The organism is Streptomyces alfalfae (assembly GCF_004127445.1).
GTDB lineage: Bacteria > Actinomycetota > Actinomycetes > Streptomycetales > Streptomycetaceae > Streptomyces > Streptomyces alfalfae.
In genome coordinates, this window is the sequence record NZ_QEXM01000045.1 from 99089 (window position 1) to 117032 (window position 17944).

At 73.3% G+C, this 17944-nt stretch carries 17 protein-coding genes; 10 read left to right on the plus strand and 7 right to left on the minus strand.

Annotation, left to right across the window (positions count from 1 at the left end; translation table 11 throughout):
* The first annotated feature begins 2 nt into the window (after positions 1–2).
* The 7 genes from DCW30_RS27390 to DCW30_RS27420 are packed head-to-tail and all read left to right on the plus strand — an operon-like array spanning position 3 to position 7736.
* A complete protein-coding gene (locus DCW30_RS27390; RefSeq protein ID WP_076684104.1) occupies positions 3–1058 on the plus strand; it encodes an NAD-dependent epimerase/dehydratase family protein in 1056 nt (351 codons plus the stop codon).
* Positions 1046–2329 carry a DUF4910 domain-containing protein gene (locus DCW30_RS27395; RefSeq protein ID WP_076684105.1) on the plus strand — a complete coding sequence of 428 codons (1284 nt, stop codon included), beginning with the start codon at positions 1046–1048 and terminating at the stop codon, positions 2327–2329. Before DCW30_RS27390 ends, DCW30_RS27395 begins: the two co-directional genes overlap by 13 nt.
* A gap of 5 nt (positions 2330–2334) precedes the next feature.
* The gene (locus DCW30_RS27400; protein ID WP_119271223.1) at positions 2335–3624 is read left to right on the plus strand and encodes an MATE family efflux transporter; all 1290 of its coding nucleotides are present in this window, start codon (positions 2335–2337) and stop codon (positions 3622–3624) included.
* Positions 3621–4577, plus strand: coding sequence for a glycosyltransferase family 2 protein (locus DCW30_RS27405; protein ID WP_076684106.1), 957 nt, complete (start codon positions 3621–3623; stop codon positions 4575–4577). The genes DCW30_RS27400 and DCW30_RS27405 overlap by 4 nt, the downstream gene beginning before the upstream one ends.
* Complete coding sequence (locus tag DCW30_RS27410) at positions 4574–5839, plus strand: polysaccharide pyruvyl transferase family protein (protein WP_076684107.1); 1266 nt, start codon at positions 4574–4576, stop codon at positions 5837–5839. The genes DCW30_RS27405 and DCW30_RS27410 overlap by 4 nt, the downstream gene beginning before the upstream one ends.
* Entirely contained in the window at positions 5836–6387 is a 552-nt protein-coding gene (gene rfbC, locus DCW30_RS27415; RefSeq protein ID WP_076684108.1) for a dTDP-4-dehydrorhamnose 3,5-epimerase, read from the plus strand. Before DCW30_RS27410 ends, rfbC begins: the two co-directional genes overlap by 4 nt.
* A 5-nt stretch (positions 6388–6392) precedes the next feature.
* Positions 6393–7736, plus strand: a complete 1344-nt coding sequence (locus DCW30_RS27420) for a glutamate-1-semialdehyde 2,1-aminomutase (RefSeq protein ID WP_076688802.1) — start codon at positions 6393–6395, stop codon at positions 7734–7736.
* A 43-nt stretch (positions 7737–7779) separates the two neighbouring features.
* Here DCW30_RS27420 and DCW30_RS27425 read toward each other — a convergent pair whose 3' ends face one another.
* From DCW30_RS27425 to DCW30_RS27435, 3 genes are all read right to left on the minus strand, one after another.
* Positions 7780–8481, minus strand: coding sequence for a phosphatase PAP2 family protein (locus DCW30_RS27425; RefSeq protein ID WP_076684109.1), 702 nt, complete (start codon positions 8479–8481; stop codon positions 7780–7782).
* Between the two features lie 99 nt (positions 8482–8580).
* Positions 8581–10104: a carboxylesterase/lipase family protein gene (locus DCW30_RS27430; RefSeq protein ID WP_076684110.1), complete on the minus strand. Its 1524-nt coding sequence runs from the start codon at positions 10102–10104 to the stop codon at positions 8581–8583.
* Positions 10105–10125: 21 nt separating this feature from the next.
* Entirely contained in the window at positions 10126–11040 is a 915-nt protein-coding gene (locus tag DCW30_RS27435; RefSeq protein ID WP_076684111.1) for an MBL fold metallo-hydrolase, read from the minus strand.
* A gap of 249 nt (positions 11041–11289) precedes the next feature.
* Here DCW30_RS27435 and DCW30_RS27440 point away from each other — a divergent pair, with 249 nt between their 5' ends.
* Positions 11290–12159, plus strand: coding sequence for a helix-turn-helix domain-containing protein (locus DCW30_RS27440; RefSeq protein ID WP_076684112.1), 870 nt, complete (start codon positions 11290–11292; stop codon positions 12157–12159).
* Positions 12160–12225: 66 nt separating this feature from the next.
* Here the strand turns inward: DCW30_RS27440 and DCW30_RS27445 are convergent, their stop codons facing one another.
* Positions 12226–12570, minus strand: a complete 345-nt coding sequence (locus tag DCW30_RS27445; RefSeq protein WP_232626862.1) for a hypothetical protein — start codon at positions 12568–12570, stop codon at positions 12226–12228.
* A 497-nt stretch (positions 12571–13067) separates the two neighbouring features.
* Between DCW30_RS27445 and DCW30_RS27450 the strand changes: the two genes are divergently transcribed.
* Positions 13068–14108: a fatty acid desaturase family protein gene (locus tag DCW30_RS27450; protein WP_076684113.1), complete on the plus strand. Its 1041-nt coding sequence runs from the start codon at positions 13068–13070 to the stop codon at positions 14106–14108.
* A gap of 43 nt (positions 14109–14151) precedes the next feature.
* Here DCW30_RS27450 and DCW30_RS27455 read toward each other — a convergent pair whose 3' ends face one another.
* Both DCW30_RS27455 and DCW30_RS27460 read right to left on the minus strand, forming a co-directional pair.
* On the minus strand, positions 14152–14523 hold the full coding sequence (locus DCW30_RS27455) for an STAS domain-containing protein (RefSeq protein ID WP_076684114.1): 372 nt from the start codon (positions 14521–14523) through the stop codon (positions 14152–14154).
* Positions 14524–14875: 352 nt separating this feature from the next.
* Positions 14876–15487 (minus strand): DUF5994 family protein, encoded by a 612-nt coding sequence (locus DCW30_RS27460; protein WP_076684116.1) that lies wholly within the window; start codon positions 15485–15487, stop codon positions 14876–14878.
* 296 nt (positions 15488–15783) lie between these two features.
* Between DCW30_RS27460 and DCW30_RS27465 the strand changes: the two genes are divergently transcribed.
* Positions 15784–16044, plus strand: a complete 261-nt coding sequence (locus DCW30_RS27465; RefSeq protein WP_076684117.1) for a hypothetical protein — start codon at positions 15784–15786, stop codon at positions 16042–16044.
* A 336-nt stretch (positions 16045–16380) separates the two neighbouring features.
* Here DCW30_RS27465 and DCW30_RS27470 read toward each other — a convergent pair whose 3' ends face one another.
* Positions 16381–17616: a PP2C family protein-serine/threonine phosphatase gene (locus DCW30_RS27470; RefSeq protein WP_076684118.1), complete on the minus strand. Its 1236-nt coding sequence runs from the start codon at positions 17614–17616 to the stop codon at positions 16381–16383.
* Positions 17617–17944: the final 328 nt, after the last annotated feature.

Here is a 17944-nt window from a genome sequence, read left to right on the forward strand (position 1 = left end):
CCTTGCGCGTACTGCTCACCGGACACCAGGGCTATCTGGGCACCGTGATGGCCCCGGTCCTCGCGGCCGCCGGGCACGAGGTCGTCGGTCTCGACGCCGGCCTGTTCGCCGACTGCGTCCTCGGCCCCTCCCCAAGCTCTTCGAGCAGGGGATATTCCGTGCCCGCGGACCCGCCGGGACACCGGGTGGACCTGCGCGACGTCACCGCCGAACACGTGGCCGGGGTGGACGCCGTGATCCACCTGGCGGCCCTGTCCAACGACCCGCTGGGGTCGCTGGCGCCGGAACTCACCTACGACATCAACCACCACGCGTCCGTACGCCTCGCCCGGCTGGCCCGCGACGCGGGGGTGCGGCGCTTCCTGTACGCGTCCACCTGCTCGGTGTACGGCGCCGCCGGCGGGGGCGGCCTGGTGGGCGAGGACGCGCCGCTGCGCCCCGTCACGCCGTACGCGGAGTCCAAGGTGCGGGTGGAGGACGACCTGCACGAGCTGGCGGACGGCGACTTCAGCCCGGTCTACATGCGCAACGCCACCGCCTTCGGCCACTCGCCCCGGCTGCGCGCCGACATCGTGCTGAACAACCTGGTGGGCCACGCCCTCCTGTCCGGCGAGGTGCTCGTGATGTCCGACGGCACGCCCTGGCGCCCGCTGGTGCACGCCGCCGACATCGCGCGCGCCTTCACCGCCGCGCTCGACGCGCCGCGGGAGGCGGTGCACGACCGGGCGTTCAACATCGGCAGCGAGACCAACAACGTCACGGTCGCCGAGATCGCCGAGCAGGTCGCGGAGGCGGTGTCCGGCTCCAAGGTGGTGATCACCGGGGAGACGGGGGCCGACCCGCGGTCCTACCGGGTGGACTTCTCCCGGTTCCGCGCCGCGATCGAGGGCTTCGACTGCGAGTGGACGGTGAAGCGGGGCGCGCTCGAACTCGCCGACGCCTACCGGACGCACGGGCTGACCAAGGAGGACTTCGAGCAGCGCTTCACCCGCCTCGCCGTGCTGCGCGCGGCCTCCGAGGCGGGCGCCGTCGACGACACCCTGCGGTGGCGCCGGTGACCACGACGGGCGAGCGGATGCACGCGCTGGTGGAGCGGCTGTACCCGCTGTGCCGGAGCATCACCGGGGACGGCGTGCGCGCCACCCTGGAGATCGTCGACGAGTACGTGCCGCTCCAGGTGCACGAGGTGCCGACCGGGACGCAGGTCCTCGACTGGACGGTGCCGCAGGAGTGGAACATCCGGGACGCGTACATCGCCGACGCGTCGGGCCACCGCGTCGTCGACTTCGCCGCGTCCAGCCTGCACGTGCTCGGCTACAGCGTGCCGGTGTCGGCGACCATGCCGCTGGCCGAACTCCGCGCGCATCTGCACACCCTGCCGGACCACCCGTCCTGGGTGCCGTACCGCACCAGCTACTACCGGCCGGAGTGGGGGTTCTGCCTGGCCCAGGAGACCCTGGACGCGCTGCCGGACGGCGAGTACGAGGTGCGGGTCGACTCCACCCTCGCCGACGGCCACCTCACCTACGCCGAGCACGTCGTCCCCGGGCAGGTCCCCGACGAGGTGATCGTCTCCTGTCACGTCTGCCACCCGTCGCTGGCCAACGACAACCTGGCCGGCATCGCGGTGGCAACGTTCCTCGCGCGGGCGCTGGCGGAGCGCACGCCGTATTACACCTACCGGTTCATCTTCGCGCCCGGCACCATCGGGGCGATCACCTGGCTGGCCAGGAACAGGGAGCGGGTGGACCGGGTCAAGCACGGCCTGGTGCTGGCCTGCGCGGGCGACCGGGGGCACCTCACGTACAAGCGGAGCAGGCGCGGTGACGCGGAGATCGACCGGGTGATGCGACACGTGCTCCGCACCTCCGAACGCCCGCACGACGTCATTGAGTTCACCCCGTACGGGTACGACGAGCGGCAGTACTGCTCGCCCGGGTTCGACCTCGGCGTGGGCTCGCTCAGCCGGACGCCGTACGCCGGCTACCCCGAGTACCACACCTCGGCGGACGATCCCGGCTTCGTCTCCCCGGAGGCGATGGAGGACACGCTCGCCGTCTGCCGCGAGGCGTTCGCCGTGCTCGACCGCAACCGGCGGTACGTCAACCTCAGCCCGTACGGCGAACCGCAGTTGGGCCGGCGCGGTCTGTACGACGCGCTCGGTGGCCGCAGTGACACCCAGCAGGCCCAGATGGCCATGCTCTGGGTGCTCAGCCTCTCCGACGGCGAGCACGGCCTGCTGGACGTCGCCGAGCGGTCCGGGCTGCCGTTCGACACCGTCGCCGCCGCGGCCGACGCCCTGCGCGACGCCGGGCTGATCAAGGCGTGACACGGATGACCACCGGGGGGAAGCAGACGACGGCGCCGGCCGGCTCCGCCAAGCGGGCCCTGGCCGGCCGGCTGTCCTGGGGGCTCGCGGACCAGGCGGCCTCCAGCCTGTCCAACTTCGCGGTGGGCGTCTACGTGGCCCGGTCGCTCGGGGTGACCGCGTTCGGCGTGTTCAGCCTGGCCTGGGTGACGTACGGCCTGGTGCTGAACGTCTCCCGCGGCCTCGGCACCGACCCGCTCATGGTGCGCTTCAGCGGTGTGCCGGAGGCGTCGTGGCGCGGGGCGGCGGCCCGCGCGTCGGGCACCGCGCTCGGCGTCGGCGCCGCCCTCGGCGCGGTGTCCGTGGTGGCCGGGCTGGGTCTCGGCGGCCGAGCGGGGCTCGCGTTCGCCTGCCTCGGCGTCGTCCTGCCGGGGCTGCTGCTCCAGGACGCCTGGCGGTTCGCGTTCTTCGCCGCGGGGACCGGGCGCAAGGCGTTCGTCAACGACGTCGTGTGGGGCGTCGCGCTCGTCCCCGCCCTGGTCGTCGCGGCCCGCGTCGGCAGCGTGGCCGCCTTCGTGCTCGCCTGGGGCGGCTCCGCCGCGGTGGCCGCCGCGTACGGCTGCTTCCAGTCCGGCATCCGGCCCCGGGCGAGCGGGGCGCGCGTGTGGCTCCGCGACCACCGCGACCTCGGCTCCCGGTACCTGGTGGAGAACGTCAGCAACAGCGGCGCCGCCCAACTGCGGGCCTACGGGCTCGGCGCGATCGTCGGGGTCGGCGCGGTGGGGGTGATCCGGGGCGCCGAACTGCTGCTCGGCCCGTTCATGGCCGTGCTGATGGGCCTCTCCCTGGTCACCGTCGCGGAGGCGGCCCGGGTGCTGCGGCGCGACCCGCACCGCCTCGGCAGGTTCTGCCTCCTGCTCGGCGGCGCGCAGGCCGCCGCCGCACTGCTCTGGGGCACGGCCCTGCTGCTCGTGCCCGACCGGCTCGGCGAGCTGGTGCTCGGCGGCGTCTGGAGCGCCGCCGCCGAGCTCATCGTTCCGGTCACGCTCGGCGTCGCGGGCGCGGGCCTCGGCACCGGCGCGGCGGCCGGGCTCCGCGCGCTCGGCGCGGCCGGCCGCAGCCTGCGCAGCCAGCTGTTCGCCTCCGTCTGCTACGTCGGCGGCGGGCTCGGCGGCGCGGCCGCGGCCGGCACGGTCGGCTCGGCCTGGGGCGTGGCCGCGGCGACCGTGTGCGGCTCGGCCGTGTGGTGGCTGCACCTGTGGTCCGCCCTGCGCGAGCGCCCCCGAAACCCCGTCAGTGAAGAAGGGACATCATGACCGCCCACCCCCGGTTGAGCATCGGCCTGCCCGTGTACAACGGCGAGGAGTACCTCGCCGAGTCGCTCGACGCCCTCCTCGGCCAGACGTACACGGACTTCGAGCTGGTCATCACCGACAACGCCTCGACCGACGGAACACAGGAGATCTGCCGCGCGTACGCCGCGCGCGACGCGCGCGTCCGCTACCTCCGGCTGTCCCGGAACATCGGCGCCGCGCCCAACCACAACTACGTGTTCACGCAGTGCCGCGGTGAGCTGTTCAAGTGGGCCTCGCACGACGACCTGTACGCCCGCGACCTGCTGCGGCGCTGCGTCGACGCGCTGGACGAACGGCCCGACGTGATCCTCGCCCACGCCGACCAGGCGGTCATCGACGCCGACGGCAAGGTGAAGGTCCCCTACGAGTACACGCTCGCCACCGACTCGCCGCGCGCGCCCGAACGCTTCCGCAGCATGCTCTTCGAGCCCGGCGGCGACGACTTCTACGGGGTGATGCGGGCCGACGTGCTGCGCCGGGTGAAGCCGCACGGCAGCTACCACCACGCGGACCGCACGTTCGTCGCCGAGATCGGCCTGCACGGGCCCTTCCACCAGGTGCCCGAGCTGCTGTACTTCCGCCGCGACCACCCCACGCGCGCCGAGCGGGCCAACCCTTCCAAGCGCTCCCGCTGCGTCAACCTGGACCCGCGCAGGGCGGGCCCGCTGCACCCCACGCCCCGGCTGCTCGCCGAGTACGTCGGGGGCTTCGTGTCGGCGGTGCGGCGGGCGCCGCTGTCCTCCGCCGACCGGCGCGCGTGCTACGGCCACCTGGCCATGTGGATGGCGAGCCGGGCCCGGCCCGGCGCCGGCGAGCGCGTCGAGGACCGCGCCCCGGCGGACCCGGCCCTGCTCACCGTCTCCCTCGACGACCTCGTCGCCGGCCGCGCGGACCGCCACGGGAGGCAGCCGTGACCGCCGCCCGCGTGGGGGTGTTCGGGCTGCTCGGCTCCGGCAACCTCGGCAACGACGGGTCGCTCGAAGCCGTCCTCGGCTACCTCCGCGCCGCGCACCCGGAGGCGTCCGTGGACGCGCTGTGCGGCGGCCCCGAGGCCGTCACGGCCCGCTACCGGATACCCGCGACGCGGCTGCACTGGTACCGCGGCGAGTACCGCACGGCGTCGCGCGCGGGCTCGATCGCGGGCAAGGGCCTCGGCAAAGTCGTCGACGCCTTCCGCACCGCCGCCTGGGTGCGCCGGCACGACGTGGTGATCGTGCCGGGCATGGGCGTCCTCGAAGCCACGCTGCCGCTGCGGCCGTGGGGCTTCCCGTACGCGCTGTTCCTTCTCTGCGCCTCCGGCCGCCTCTTCGGCACGCGGGTCGCGCTGGTCGGCGTGGGCGCCGCCCCGATCGAGAACCGGCCGACCCGGACCCTGGTGCGCTGGTCGGCGCGGCTCGCCGCCTACCGCTCGTACCGGGACACCCTGTCCCGCGACGCGATGCGGGAGATGGGCGTGGACACCGCGCGGGACGAGGTCTACCCGGACCTCGCGTTCGCCCTGCCGGCGCCGGCGGCGGGCGGGCCCCGGGACGCGGAGGGGGCGCCGGAGGGGCCGGGCGCGGTCTGCGTCGGCGTCATGGCCTTCCACGGCGGCAACGCCGATCGCGCCCGCGCCGAGGAGATCCACGCGCGCTACCTCGAAGGGACGACCCGCTTCGTACGGGCGCTGGCGGCGGACGGCAGGCCGGTCCGGCTCGTCACCGGCGACGGCGTCGACCGGGAGGTGGTCGACGCGATCCTCGACGCGGTGAGGTCGCCGCTGGTCACCGCCGCCGACGCGACGTCGCTCGCGGACCTGATGACGGAGATGGCGGCCGCCGACACCGTGGTGGCGACCCGGTACCACAACCTCGTCTGCGCGCTGAAGGCCGGCACACCGACGCTGGCCCTCAGCTACGCGGCCAAGAGCGACGCGCTCATGGCGGGCATGGGCCTCGGCGCCTACTGCCACCCGGCACGCGAGGTCGACGCCGACCGCCTCCTCGCGCAGTTCCGGTCGCTGGAGGCGCGATCGGCGGAGCTGCGGCGCACCCTCACGGAGCGGAACGCGACCGCCGCCCGTCGCCTCGCCGACCAGTTCACCGCCTTGACCGAGGCGCTGCTCCCGCCGCCCGCCACCGCCCACGCGCATGCCCCCCACACCGACACCACCCACGCCCTGCGGGAGACCTCATGAAGGCGACCGAAGTCCCGGCGATCGCCGGCGCCCACCTCTTCGAGCCGACGCCGTACGCCGACGAACGCGGCTTCTTCTGCCGCACGTTCGACGCCGACGTGGTCCGCTCGGTGGGCCTCGACCCGCACGCCTTCCTCCAGGACAGCGTGTCCCGCTCCGCCCGTGGCGTGCTGCGCGGCATGCACCTGCGCTCGGGAGCGGGCGAGGCCAAGCTGGTGCGGTGCTCGTACGGGAAGATCTTCGACGTCGTCGTGGACCTGCGGCCCGACTCGCCGACGTACCTGGGCCGGGCCTACTACGAACTGTCCGACGAGACCCAGACGACCCTGTACATCCCCGCGGGCTGCGCGCACGGATTCCAGGCGCTGACCGAGACCGCCGACACCTCGTACCGGATCGACCGCCCGCACGATCCCGCCGAGGACGTCACGATCGCCTTCGACGACCCCGAACTGGCCATCCCCTGGCCACTTCCGGTCACCCTGATGTCCCAGCGGGACCGGGAGGCCCCGAGCCTCGCCGAGGCCCTGAAGCGCGCGGAGAGGTGAACGACGTGACCACGCACGACGAAGAGGGCGCCGGAGCGTTCCCGCTGCCCCGGTCGCGCCAGGCGAACGAACGGCTGCACGCCATGGTCCCCGGCGGCGCGCACACCTACGCCAAGGGCGAGGACCAGTACCCCGAGGACCTGGCCCCGGTCATCAGCCACGGGCGCGGCGCCCACGTGTGGGACGTCGACGGCAACCGCTATCTGGAGTACGGCTCCGGCCTGCGGTCGGTCAGCCTCGGCCACGCCCACCCGCGCGTCACCGAGGCGGTGCGCCGTGAACTCGGCCGCGGCGGCAACTTCGTTCGGCCGTCCATCGTGGAGGTCGACGCGGCGGAACGCTTCCTGGCCACCGTGCCGACCGCCGAGATGGTCAAGTTCGCGAAGAACGGCTCCGACGCCACCACCGCCGCGGTGCGCCTGGCCCGCGCCGTCACGGGGCGTCCGCGGGTGGCCCTCTGCGGTGACCACCCGTTCTTCTCCGTGGACGACTGGTTCATCGGCACCACGCCGATGTCCGCCGGCATCCCGGCGGCGACCACCGACCTCACGGTGTCCTTCCCGTACGGAGACCTGGCCGCCACGGAGGAACTGCTCACCCGACACAAGGGCGAGGTCGCCTGCCTGCTCCTGGAACCCGCCACCCACACCGAGCCTCCGCCCGGCTACCTCGCCGGCCTGCGCGAACTGGCCGACCTGCACGGCTGCCTCCTGGTCTTCGACGAGATGATCACCGGCCTGCGCTGGTCCGAGGCGGGCGCCCAGGGCCTGTACGGCGTCGTCCCCGACCTCTCGACGTTCGGCAAGGCGCTGGGCAACGGCTTCGCCGTCTCCGCGCTCGCCGGGCGCCGGGAGGTGATGGAGCGGGGCGGGCTGCGCCACTCCCACGACCGGGTGTTCCTGCTGTCCACCACGCACGGCGCGGAGACGCACTCCCTGGCCGCCGCGATGGCCGTGCTCGACACCTACGTCGAGGAGGGCGTCACGGCCCGGCTGCACGCGCTGGGCGAGCGGTTGGCGGCCGGGGTGCGCGACGTCGCGGCGGGCATGGGCGTCGGTGACCACCTCGTCGTGCGTGGCCGGGCCAGCAACCTGGTCTTCGCCACGCTGGACGAGCACCACCGGCCGTCGCAGGAGTACCGCACGCTGTTCCTGCGCCGCCTCATCGCGGGCGGGGTGCTGGCCCCGTCGTTCGTGGTGAGCAGCGCGCTCACCGAGGCCGACATCGACCGCACCGTGGAGGTGGTGGCTCAGGCGTGCGCGGTGTACCGCAAGGCACTGGACGCGGCCGACCCCACGCCCTGGCTGGGCGGCCGACCGGTGAAGCCGGTCTTCCGGCGTATGGCGTGACCGCTCACGAACACGGGGACGTCGAACAAGAGGTGACGGACGGTCAGCGCCGCGCCTGCCGGTGACCGGCGCCGGCCACCCGCCGCTCCGCCCGGTCAGTGGTGCGATCGGCGGTGCGGTCGACCAGCCACGCGGTCACCGGCACCACCGCCAGCGCGGCGCACAGGCCGCCGAGCGCGTCGGTCGGGTAGTGCGCGCTCAGGGCGACCTGCGCCCAGCCCATGGCGGCGCCGGCGACCAGCGCGGCGGTCAGCACGAGTGACACACCGGCCGCCCTGCCGAGGCCGAGCCGGCCGGTCACGAGCAGCGCCACCACGAGGGCGTACGCGGTGAGGAAGGCGGTGTGCCCGCTGGGGTAGGAGAGGTTGTCCGCGCCGTGGATGGTGCGCCCCACCAGGGGCTTGATGAGCATCGTCGCCCCCACGGCCACGCAGACGGCGGCGCCGACGAACACCGCGGCGCGGAGCCACCGCAGCAGCAGGCACCCCGTCACGGCGGCCAGGACCAGCACCGCCGCTCCGGCGGGCTCTCCCAGGAAGTCCGTGGCCAGCGCGGCGTACCGCCACGGCGGCCGCACACTGTCCGCCGTCGGCTGGACGAACCACCGGTCCACCGTGCCCGACTGGCTGTGCCCGGCGTACATGACGCCGAGCACGACGACCACCAGGGCGGCGAGGGCCGCGACCGACCCGAGCCACGGGCGCAGCGACGACGGCAGCACCGGGGACGCCGGCCGCCCGGTCACGGGCCCACCGCGCCCGGCCGCCCCGCGCCGACACGGGCCGCCCGGCAGTTGCGACACACGTCCCCCACTCACTCTCCCCCGGCCCCTGTCCGCGCCAGCCTACTCACTGCCGCCCGACGTGTTCCATGCCCGGCGTTCCCGGCCCCGGGGGTCGTCGACCTGGGTCCAGTCGGCGCCGATCCGCATGGTGGCCCGGCGTCCGGAGTCGTACCGGTCCCACCCGGGATCGCCCGTCGCGGCGAACCGTGTCCACGTCTCGTGCACGCGCGTCGCGAGACCGGCGGACGGGTGGTCGGGGCCGAGCAGGGCGTGGGACCCGTGCAACCGGGGCAGCCGCGTGAGATCGAAGACGAAGGGCAGCTCCACCGTGTGCGTGGCGCCGAGTTCCCCGTCGAGGGCGTGCGAGCGCCACGCGAACTCGTAGCGGTAGGTGCCGCCCCCTGGCCGGTCGGCGTGGGCGAGGGCGTCGGAGTGCGCGTCGGCGAGGGCCCGGCTGCCCGCGCCGAACAGGGCGTCGCCCATGATGGCGGACCGCAGCTCTCCGTGGGTGGCCCGCGGCCGGGACTCGCGGTACGTGTCCACGAGCCGTGCCGGATCGGGGTGCGCACGTGCCGCGACGGCTTCGACGTCCGCACGGGTCGAGGTGGCGTAGGCGTCCACGGGGACGAGGTAGAGGTTCCCCTCCTCCGCGTTGGTCCCGACGAGCAGGTCGACGTCGGCGCCGAGGCCCGCGGCGACGGCTTCGGCGGGCTGGGTGTCGAGGACCAGGCTGAAGGGGCTGAGCCCGAGCAGCGGATCGCGGTGCGCGGCCGTCCGCAGGTCCGTGCCGGCGAGCGCGGAGGCCGTCGCCACCAGACGGTCGTCCGGGATGCGCGCGAAGGCGTCGACGTGCGGCTCGATGCCCAGGTGCAGGGCCGCCGCTCCGGTGACGCGGGCGGCCTGCTCGGTCGTGAACGCGCCGAGCCCGCTGCCGCTCTGGACGATCGCCCGGCGGAACAGCCCCGCTCCCTCGGGAGCGGCCAGGACGCCCCCGACGACGGTGGCTCCCGCCGACTGGCCGAAGAGGGTGACGTTGTGCGGGTCGCCGCCGAAGGCGGCGATGTTGTCCCGCACCCAGCGCAGCGCGGCCACGACGTCGAGCAGCCCTCGGTTGGCGGGCGCACCGGGTATGTCGAGGAACCCGGCTATCCCCAGGCGGTAGTTGAGGGTGACGAGGACGACACCGTCGCGGGCGAAGGCGGAGCCGTCGTACAGCGCGGACCGCGTCGACCCCGCGACGAACCCGCCGCCGTGGACGAACACCATGACGGGCAGACCGCCGCCGCCCGCGTCGGCGGGCGCCCAGACGTTGACCGTGAGGTAGTCGTCGCCGCGGCTCCAACCCTCGCCGAAGTAGGGGGACATGTCGACGCGGCCGAGTCCGCGCGCGGGCTGCGGGGCGTTGGGCCCCGGCGCGGTGGCGTCCCGTACGCCGTCCCAGGGCTCGTGCGGGAGCGGCGGGGCGAACCGGCCGGCGCCGCGGGGCGGGGCGGCGTAAGGGATGCCGAAGAAGGTGTCGATGCCACCGCGGCGCAGACCGCAGACGGCTCCGCGCGTGGTGGTGACGCGGGTGTGCTGCTTCACTGGAGTGCCTTTCCGCGGGTCTCAGCCCTGTTCGGCGTACGGGGAGAAGGGCGCCCAGCCCTTCACGGCGAACCTGCTGCCGTCGCGCGTCACCTCTGCGGCGCCGTGGCCGCCCAGGTGCGCGGGGATGACGAGGGCGTTGTCGTCCGCCGCCCGGCCCAGCACCTCGCGGCGGGTGGCGCGCGCCCGCGCGGGGTCCTCGCAGAAGCAGCTGTTGGAGTCCGGTTCGAGGATCTGCACGGGGCTGTGCAGCAGGTCGCCGACGAAGACCGCGCGGTCCGTCCCGGAGATGAGGGTGAGGACGGAGGAGCCGGGGGTGTGCCCCGGGGCGGGTTCCAGTCGCAGTCCGGCGTCGATCTGGTGGCCGCCCTCCCACAGCAGTGTCCGGCCTGCCCGGTGCACCGGCAGGACGCTGTCCTCGAACACGTTCTGGTTGCCGCGGCCGAGCACGCTCTCGTGGCCGTTCTCCGGGTTCCAGAAGTCGAAGTCGTCCTTCGGCATCAGGTAGGTGGCGTGGGGAAAGGTGGGGACCCAGGCGCGCCCGTCGAGGCGGGTGTTCCAGCCGACGTGGTCGACGTGGAGATGGGTGTTGATCACGATGTCCACGTCCTCGGGCCGGACCCCGGCGCGGGCGAGGCCGTCGAGGAACCCGGTGTCCATCCGGTTCCACACGGGGGCGTACGGGCGCTCCTTGTGGTTGCCCACGCCGGTGTCGACGAGGATGGTCCGCCCCTCGCTGCGCAGCACCCAGGTCTGGATCGCGGAGTTGACGATCCGGGAGCCGCCGTCGAGGAAGTCCGGCACGAGCATGGCCCGTTGTTCTTCCCAGGTCTCCGCGGGGCTGTCGGGGAAGAAGGTCTCGGGGGTCATGTCGACGGGCCCGAAGTACTCCCGGACGCGGGTGAGGGTGACGTTTCCCAGGGTGATGGTGTCCACGGCGGGGCTCTCGTGCGTCTGCGCATCGGGGGCGGGTACGGCTCCGGGTGCGGGTGCGGGTGCGGGTGCGGGTGCGGCTGCGGCTCGGGATACGAGTGTGCCGGTAGTCGCGGTCGCGGGTACCGGGGGGAATGGTTCGGCGCTCATGCCCCTCATGTCAGCGGGGTCGCGGCGGCCGTGCCAGACCGGCTCGTGCCTATCCCTGGGCGGGTCAGGCTCCGGGCGGGCGGGGCCCACATACTGGGCGACATGAGCGGACAGCGAGAACTCGGGAACTTCCTGCAGACCCGGCGTGCTCAGCTGCGCCCCGAGGACGTCGGGCTCCGGGACCACGGGGACCGGCGCCGCGTGCCGGGCCTGCGCCGGGAGGAACTGGCGCTGCTGGCCGGCGTGAGCGCCTCGTACTACACACGCCTGGAACAGGGCCAGTCCTTGGGCGCGTCACCGGAGGTCCTCGACGCCATCGGCAGGGCGCTGCACCTGGACGTGGCCGAGCAGCGCCACCTCCACGACCTGGCGGGCGGCGTGAAGCGGCGCACGGCCGCCGCGCACCCGCCCGCCGAACACGTCGACGCGGCGACGATCAATCTCCTGGAGGCCGTCGGCGACGTTCCCGCCCTGGTCAGCGGGCGACGCGGTGACGTCCTTGCCTGGAACCGGATGGGCCACGCCCTGTTCGCCTCCCACATCGCCCCGACCGCGCCGTCGGACCCCCGCGACCGCCCCAACCTGGCCCGCCTGATCTTCCTGGACCCGCACACCCGCGCGCTGTACGCCGACTGGCGGACCAAGGCGAGGGCGGTCGTCGAGAACCTCCGCATGACGGCCGGCCGCCACCCCGACGACCCGCTGCTCACCTCGCTGGTCGGCGAACTGACGATGAGGAGCCCGGAGTTCGCGGCCCTGTGGGCGGACCACGGGGTCCGCCCCTGCGACTCCGCGGCACACGAGATGCGCCACCCCCTGGTCGGCGCCCTCACGGTGACCCAACAGAGCCTGCGCCCCCCACAGGACGAGGACCACCACATCGTCCTGGCCGTCACCGAACCGGCCTCTCCGTCACGGGCGGCCCTGGACCTGCTCGCCCAGGCGGTCGCTCCGTCGGCGGGCCGGGGGTGAAACTGCCGCGCGGCCGCCTCTGCTGAGCGCTGCGGCCCGGCCCGACTCCGGGGGTCACGGGTGGCGTCAATGGCGCAGCCGACGCATGCCGCGCCTCCAGGGCGAAGGCGCTGTCAGCGTCCGCGGGGACCCGAGGAGCGTCCTCGGATTCCGTCCAGGAGGTACACGGTGCGGCGGTCGCAGTCGTCCCGGGGGCGGCCGCGTGCCGTGCTTGAGGGGGAGGGCGCTGTCGACGACGAGTGCGTGGAGGTCGCGGACCGCGGTGAGGCAGTGCGCGATCCGCTCGCCGCCGTCGATGGTCCGAGCGGGGTCGATGACGGCGAACAGCCCACTCGCCACGGCCTTCTCGATGGCGGCCTCGATGAGGCCGATCCGTCCGCCGTACCGGTTGAAGATCGTGTCCGTGCTCATCCCTGCCTTGGGACCCCCTCCAGCGGCACCGCCGAGACCTGCCCCTGGAAGGCGCCGGTCTCGGCAGAGCGGATCTGCTCGGAATCGCGCCTGGCTCCGGCACGCAACGGGGATTCCGCGGGCACCGCACGGCCATGCCCCCACCGTCTCTCCGTCGGCCCGCCGCCGTAGCCTGACTCGCCAGGTCGGGCATCAGGGGAAGACCGCCCGCCGCTCATCGCCTCCGCGCCGGACGGCCCCGGCCCGTCGCCCGAGGCGGACAGCCGGACCCTGCGCCCAACGCCCCGTCACTGCGGTCAAGGGAAACAGCCGCGGAAATACCGCCCCCGGCCGACTGGGACCTGCCCGGCTGGGAACCCGGTCGGTTCCGAGGGGCAGCGTCATGACCGGCCAACGCTGAAGGCGGCACCTTTCCGGCCAGCATCCGCGGCCGTCTCCGGAGCTCACTGGGCGGCGGCCCCGAGCCGCCTGCCCGCCTAGCAGAGAGTTGCACTGTCATGACTAGTGGCACGGTCCGCACTCCGCGCTCCGGGAGTTCCGGCAGCGACTTCGCCCGGCTGTCGAGGAAGATCGCGGACGCCGGGCTGCTGGGGCGCCGCCCCGGCTACTACACGTTCCGGACCATCGCGGTGGCCGGGCTCTACGCCGCCGGAGGGATCGCCTTCGCACTCGTCGGCCGCTCATGGTGGACGTTGGCGGTCGCCGCCTTCCTGGCCGTCGTCTTCGGACAAGTGGCCCTGCTCGCCCATGACGTGGCCCACCGCCAGGTGTTCCGCCGACGCCGGGCCAGCGAAGTGACCGGACGGATCGCCGCTACGGGCATCGGGATGGGGTACGGCTGGTGGCAGGACAAGCACACCCGTCACCACGCCAACCCCAACAACGAGGACCTCGACCCCGACGTCGCCCCCGACCTGCTGGTCTGGTCCCAGGACCAGGCCCGCGCCGCCACCGGGCTCCCCCGCGTGCTCGGCCGCTGGCAGGCGTTCCTGTTCTTTCCCCTCCTCACGCTGGAGGGCCTCAACCTGCACGTATCGAGCGGGAGGGCGGTCGCCGACCGCTCGCTCAAGCACCGTGCCCTCGACGGCACGCTGTTGTCCGCGCACTGCGTGGCGTACCTGACCGCCCTCTTCTGGGTCCTGCCGCCCGGCATGGCGATCGCCTTCCTCGCCGTCCACCAGGGCTTGTTCGGCCTCTACCTAGGCTCCCTCTTCGCGCCCAACCACAAGGGCATGCCGATCCTGAAGGGCGACGACCGCCCGGACTACCTCCGCCGCCAAGTACTCACCTCGCGCAACGTGAACGGCGGGTGGTTGACCGACATCGCCCTGGGCGGCCTGAACCACCAGATCGAACACCACCTCTTCCCCAGCATGCCCAGCCCGAACCTGCGCAAGGCACGGATCCTCGTGCGACGCTACTGCGAGGAACTGGGCGTGGAATACCTGGAGGCCGGCCTGATCGCCTCCTACCGACAGGCGCTCACCAGCCTCCATCAGGCAGGAGCCCCCCTCCGGCACGATCCCGCCCCCACCTAGGAACTCCCGGGCGACCGCACCTGCTCGCCATCGAGCGGTCAGCTCACAGCATCCGCTCCGCGACGGCCGGGGCGTCGTACGGCGGCCTCGGACCGGGGCGGACGAAGTGGAGCAGGAAACCGGAGCCGGTGATCTCGCTCATACGCAGCAGGGAGCGCGGAGGGCGGTGCAGGCGCATGAGTGCTCCCGAACGCCCGGTGAGCTGCGCCAACTCCAGCAAGAGGTTGAGCCCGCTGACGTCACAGAAGGTGACTGCGGAGAGGTCGACGTCGACAGTGCGGGTGTGGTCGCCGAGACACTGGACGAGAACGCCGCGCACCTGCGGGATCGTGGTCAGGTCGATCTCCCCGGAGAGGGCGATCAGAGCGTGCGGGTCACGGTTCCGACGGGGGACGTCCGGCAGTGGAGGGGGCATGGCTCCTCGATCTGAAGAATCCGTTCGAAGATGCCGCGCGGCAGAGAGGACCGGCCGCCGTCACGGCTGGGTACGTGCGCTCACACCCGCTGACGGACCTTGGCGTCCCGCACCGGCCTCTGGTGGGTGAGCCGTCGCGGACGCAGCAGCCCACCTCCGCCGTTGCGGTGGTTCCGGCGTGCCCCGCCGCCGCACGTCCCGACGGCCCGGCGCCCGCCCCGTACCAGGGCGTCTGCGCCGGAAGCGGACAGCGGTCCCCGGAAGGGCCGTAGCGGAGGCGGCACCACGGTCGCGGTGTTCCCGGGTTCGTGCCGATGGACGCGGAACGCGTCCGCGACCGCCGGAAGCGCGATCACCGGCACGAGGACACCCACGGCCCCGGCACTCTCCTCGACCGGTCCACCGGCGCGGCGGCGACCGTTCGGCCCGGTGCGCGAGCAGCCGGAGCCGAGGCCTCGCGTGCGCCTCCGGACTCCCGGGCCGCTGCCCTGACCCGGTCGTCGTCGGTGGCCGGCCGTGGGGCGTTCGCCATCAGCCGGCTCGCGGAGTCGCTGCGCCGCCGGTCGCTCGCGGCGGCCATCAGCCACGCCGCCCGAGCGGGCTCCGTCCCCGGGGGAACGACCAGCAGGTTCCAGCGTCCCACATGGTACGAGAGCAGCAGCAGCTCGTGCGGGTCCTGCTCGGCCCGGAACCAACCCACCTTCACCACGTGCCCGGTGACAGGGACCTTGCGCGGTACGACCGGCCACTGGGCGGGGTTCACCGTGATCCGGGTGATCCGCCCCCACAGCGGATCGAGCACGGCCGCCAGCGCGGGCAGTTCGGCGTGGAGGTCACGCGAGCGCGGCCACCAGGCGCCGTCCAGCAGCGCCGGCGCGGAGCCGACTGGGGCGAGAGCAAGACGCGGACGTGATGAGGTCGGCCGGCCTTCTGATGTCGTCGGGCGGGAGATGGTCACAGTCATGACGCGGACCCTGCCCCGGACCCGTCGCAACCGGCCCGGCGTATTCGATCGCCGAAAACGACACAGGTACGGATGCCGGTGCCCCAGAGATTCTCGGTACTCCCCACCGTACTCCCCGTACCCCCGGAGGGATACGGTCGGCGGCACCCTCCCCGGCCCTCCGGGAGCCTCCCCGCGCCTTGTTCCCGGACCACCCGGTCCGAGCAGCCGCGTCGGGGGCCGGGTCGGGTGATGCGGGTGACTAGAGTGATCGGCGCTCCGGTCCCTATCGCAACCAGTCGCACAGTGAGGTCTCCATGGAGTCCCAGGAAGCACCCTCGGTCGGATGTGCCGAGGTGCACGTCGTCGCCGCGTCGCCCGAAGCCGCACGGCGGGTGGCGGAAGTCCTCCGTCGTTGCTTCACCGCCACCGAACAGCGCAGTTATCCGGCGGACGGCGGGGGCGGGACCCGTCTCGAACTCACCGTGGACACCACCCGCGCGGCAGAGCCCGCCCGTTCGTGGCTGGAGTCCAGCCGGTGGACCGGACACGTCGGCCAGGAGCCCAGGCGGGACTGATCGTCCGCCCACCGGCGCACGGACCCGAGGTGCGGGATCGGCATGCTCGAATCGATCCACGTGGACCCCGGCACCGACGCCTCAGCCACGGACACGGGGGAGGGGACGGGATGGCCTGGGGGACGCTCGCGGGCGGCAGATCCCTATGACGCGGGTGCGCGCGAACGGCTCCCCTGCCGTGAGGCCGGCACGCAGCGACGCATGTGGGGACACGCTGATCAGCATCGACCGGCATCGCGGTCGTCCGCCCGAGGGCCCCGCGCACGGCTGTGTGCCCGTAGCCGTCGACGCAGCGGTCCGTGTCGCCCGCACACCGACTGCGGACGACACTCAGGTTCATCCCCCGGGAGCAGTCCGTCGTGCCCATGACGGGGAAGAGGCATCGGTGAGGTCGGCGCCCGTGTCGGCGTCCCGCCCGGTTTTGTCCACGCCTTGCCAGTCCAGGCACATGACAGTCGCGTCGTCCTCCAGGTGCCCCTGGTTGGCGTCGACGACTGCCGCGACGAGGGTGCGGGTGGCTTCGCGAGGATGCAGGGCACGGGTACGGACGATCAGTGCCCGCAGATCGACGCTGCCGGCTCTGCGTTCCAGCATGCCGTCCGTCAGCATCACCAGCCGGTCGCCCGGCCGCAGATTCAGCGCCTGCACCCGGTAGGTATGGGGCACCTGGAAGCCGAACGGCAGATCGATCTGCGGAGTGATCTCCCGTACCTTGCCATCGCGTACCACCAACGGCCAGGGGTGCCCGGCGTTGATGAACTCCGTCCCGCCATCGACCAGGCTGATGCGCAGCATTTGTCCGGTGACGTAGCTCTGGCTGTGTTCACGCATGGCCCGGTCGGCCTGGCGGGCCTGCTCGGCAAGGTCGGCGCCCGCTCGCCGGGCCCGGCGCAGAGCACCCACGACGAGGGTGGCCAGGAGCGCTGCGCCGACGTCGTGGCCCATGGCGTCGGTGACGGAGAGCTGGACCGCGTCCCGGTCGATCGTGTAGTCGAAGGTGTCCCCTCCGACGTGGTCGGCCGGTTCCAGTGCCCCGGCAACCGCGAATTGCGCCGCCTCGCACGCCAGCGACGCCGGCAGCAGCCGATGCTGAATCTCCGCCGCCAGGCTCAGCGGAGTGGTGCGGCGACCCCACTGATAGACGTCGGTGAAGGACCGGTTCGCGATGACGATGTAGGCCAGGGCGTGCGCGCTTTCGCCGATCTCCCGCATCACCTCGACGCTTGGTGCCGCGGGCAGGAACAATTCGAGAAGTCCCATGGCATCGCCGCGGTTGGTCACCGGGGCGACCACGCGCACCCGCCCGTTCTCACCCGTATCTTCCACGCGCGGCTGCTGGGTGCGGATCACGTCGTCGTACAGGGTGCCCCGCAGCGTGATGCGCCGGGCGGGCTCGTCGGTCTCGACGCTTCCCGCGGCCCCCAGCCGAACGACCGAACCACCGGTGAAATCGGTGATCAGGAACGACACCGACACAGCCCCGAGGTGCTCACTGAGCATCCGCGCGACCACGTCAAGAGACTCCACTGGTGCGGCGGCCTCCGCCGCCGCCAGCACCCCTGCCAGGCTCACCGCCCTGCCATCGGCAGCCCCCGCGGAAAGGCTCGTCGGCCTGCCGTCGCTGCCCGGTTCGATTCCGCTCACGCCGACTCCCTGATGCAAGATGGCCGCCGAGGCCCGACCAGAGAGCTGCAAGGCCCGTTCCGGGTGGGGTGCCGACTCCCTTATTCCACCACGGCCGCCACAGTGCCCGCGGGAGAGCGTTCCAACAGGCGGGTCGATGAGTACACGGGCATGAGCCCGGGACGTGGCCCGGCCCCGAGAACTCGCCGTGCGGGGGGACGAAGACCAGACGGCGGCGAGCGGGCAGTCCGGCCCCAAGCGTGACCATGGTGGGCTC

Excerpts from the sequence above, each read along its gene's own strand:
- DCW30_RS27455 (WP_076684114.1), bottom strand. The coding sequence starts at position 14,523 with ATGCCCCCTCCACTGCCGGACGTCCCCCGTCGGAACCGTGACCCGCAC.
- DCW30_RS27450 (WP_076684113.1), top strand. The coding sequence starts at position 13,068 with ATGACTAGTGGCACGGTCCGCACTCCGCGCTCCGGGAGTTCCGGCAGC.
- DCW30_RS27405 (WP_076684106.1), top strand. The coding sequence starts at position 3,621 with ATGACCGCCCACCCCCGGTTGAGCATCGGCCTGCCCGTGTACAACGGC.
- rfbC (WP_076684108.1), top strand. The coding sequence starts at position 5,836 with ATGAAGGCGACCGAAGTCCCGGCGATCGCCGGCGCCCACCTCTTCGAG.
- DCW30_RS27465 (WP_076684117.1), top strand. The coding sequence starts at position 15,784 with ATGGAGTCCCAGGAAGCACCCTCGGTCGGATGTGCCGAGGTGCACGTC.
- DCW30_RS27460 (WP_076684116.1), bottom strand. The coding sequence starts at position 15,487 with ATGACTGTGACCATCTCCCGCCCGACGACATCAGAAGGCCGGCCGACC.
- DCW30_RS27400 (WP_119271223.1), top strand. The coding sequence starts at position 2,335 with ATGACCACCGGGGGGAAGCAGACGACGGCGCCGGCCGGCTCCGCCAAG.
- DCW30_RS27440 (WP_076684112.1), top strand. The coding sequence starts at position 11,290 with ATGAGCGGACAGCGAGAACTCGGGAACTTCCTGCAGACCCGGCGTGCT.
- DCW30_RS27445 (WP_232626862.1), bottom strand. The coding sequence starts at position 12,570 with ATGAGCACGGACACGATCTTCAACCGGTACGGCGGACGGATCGGCCTC.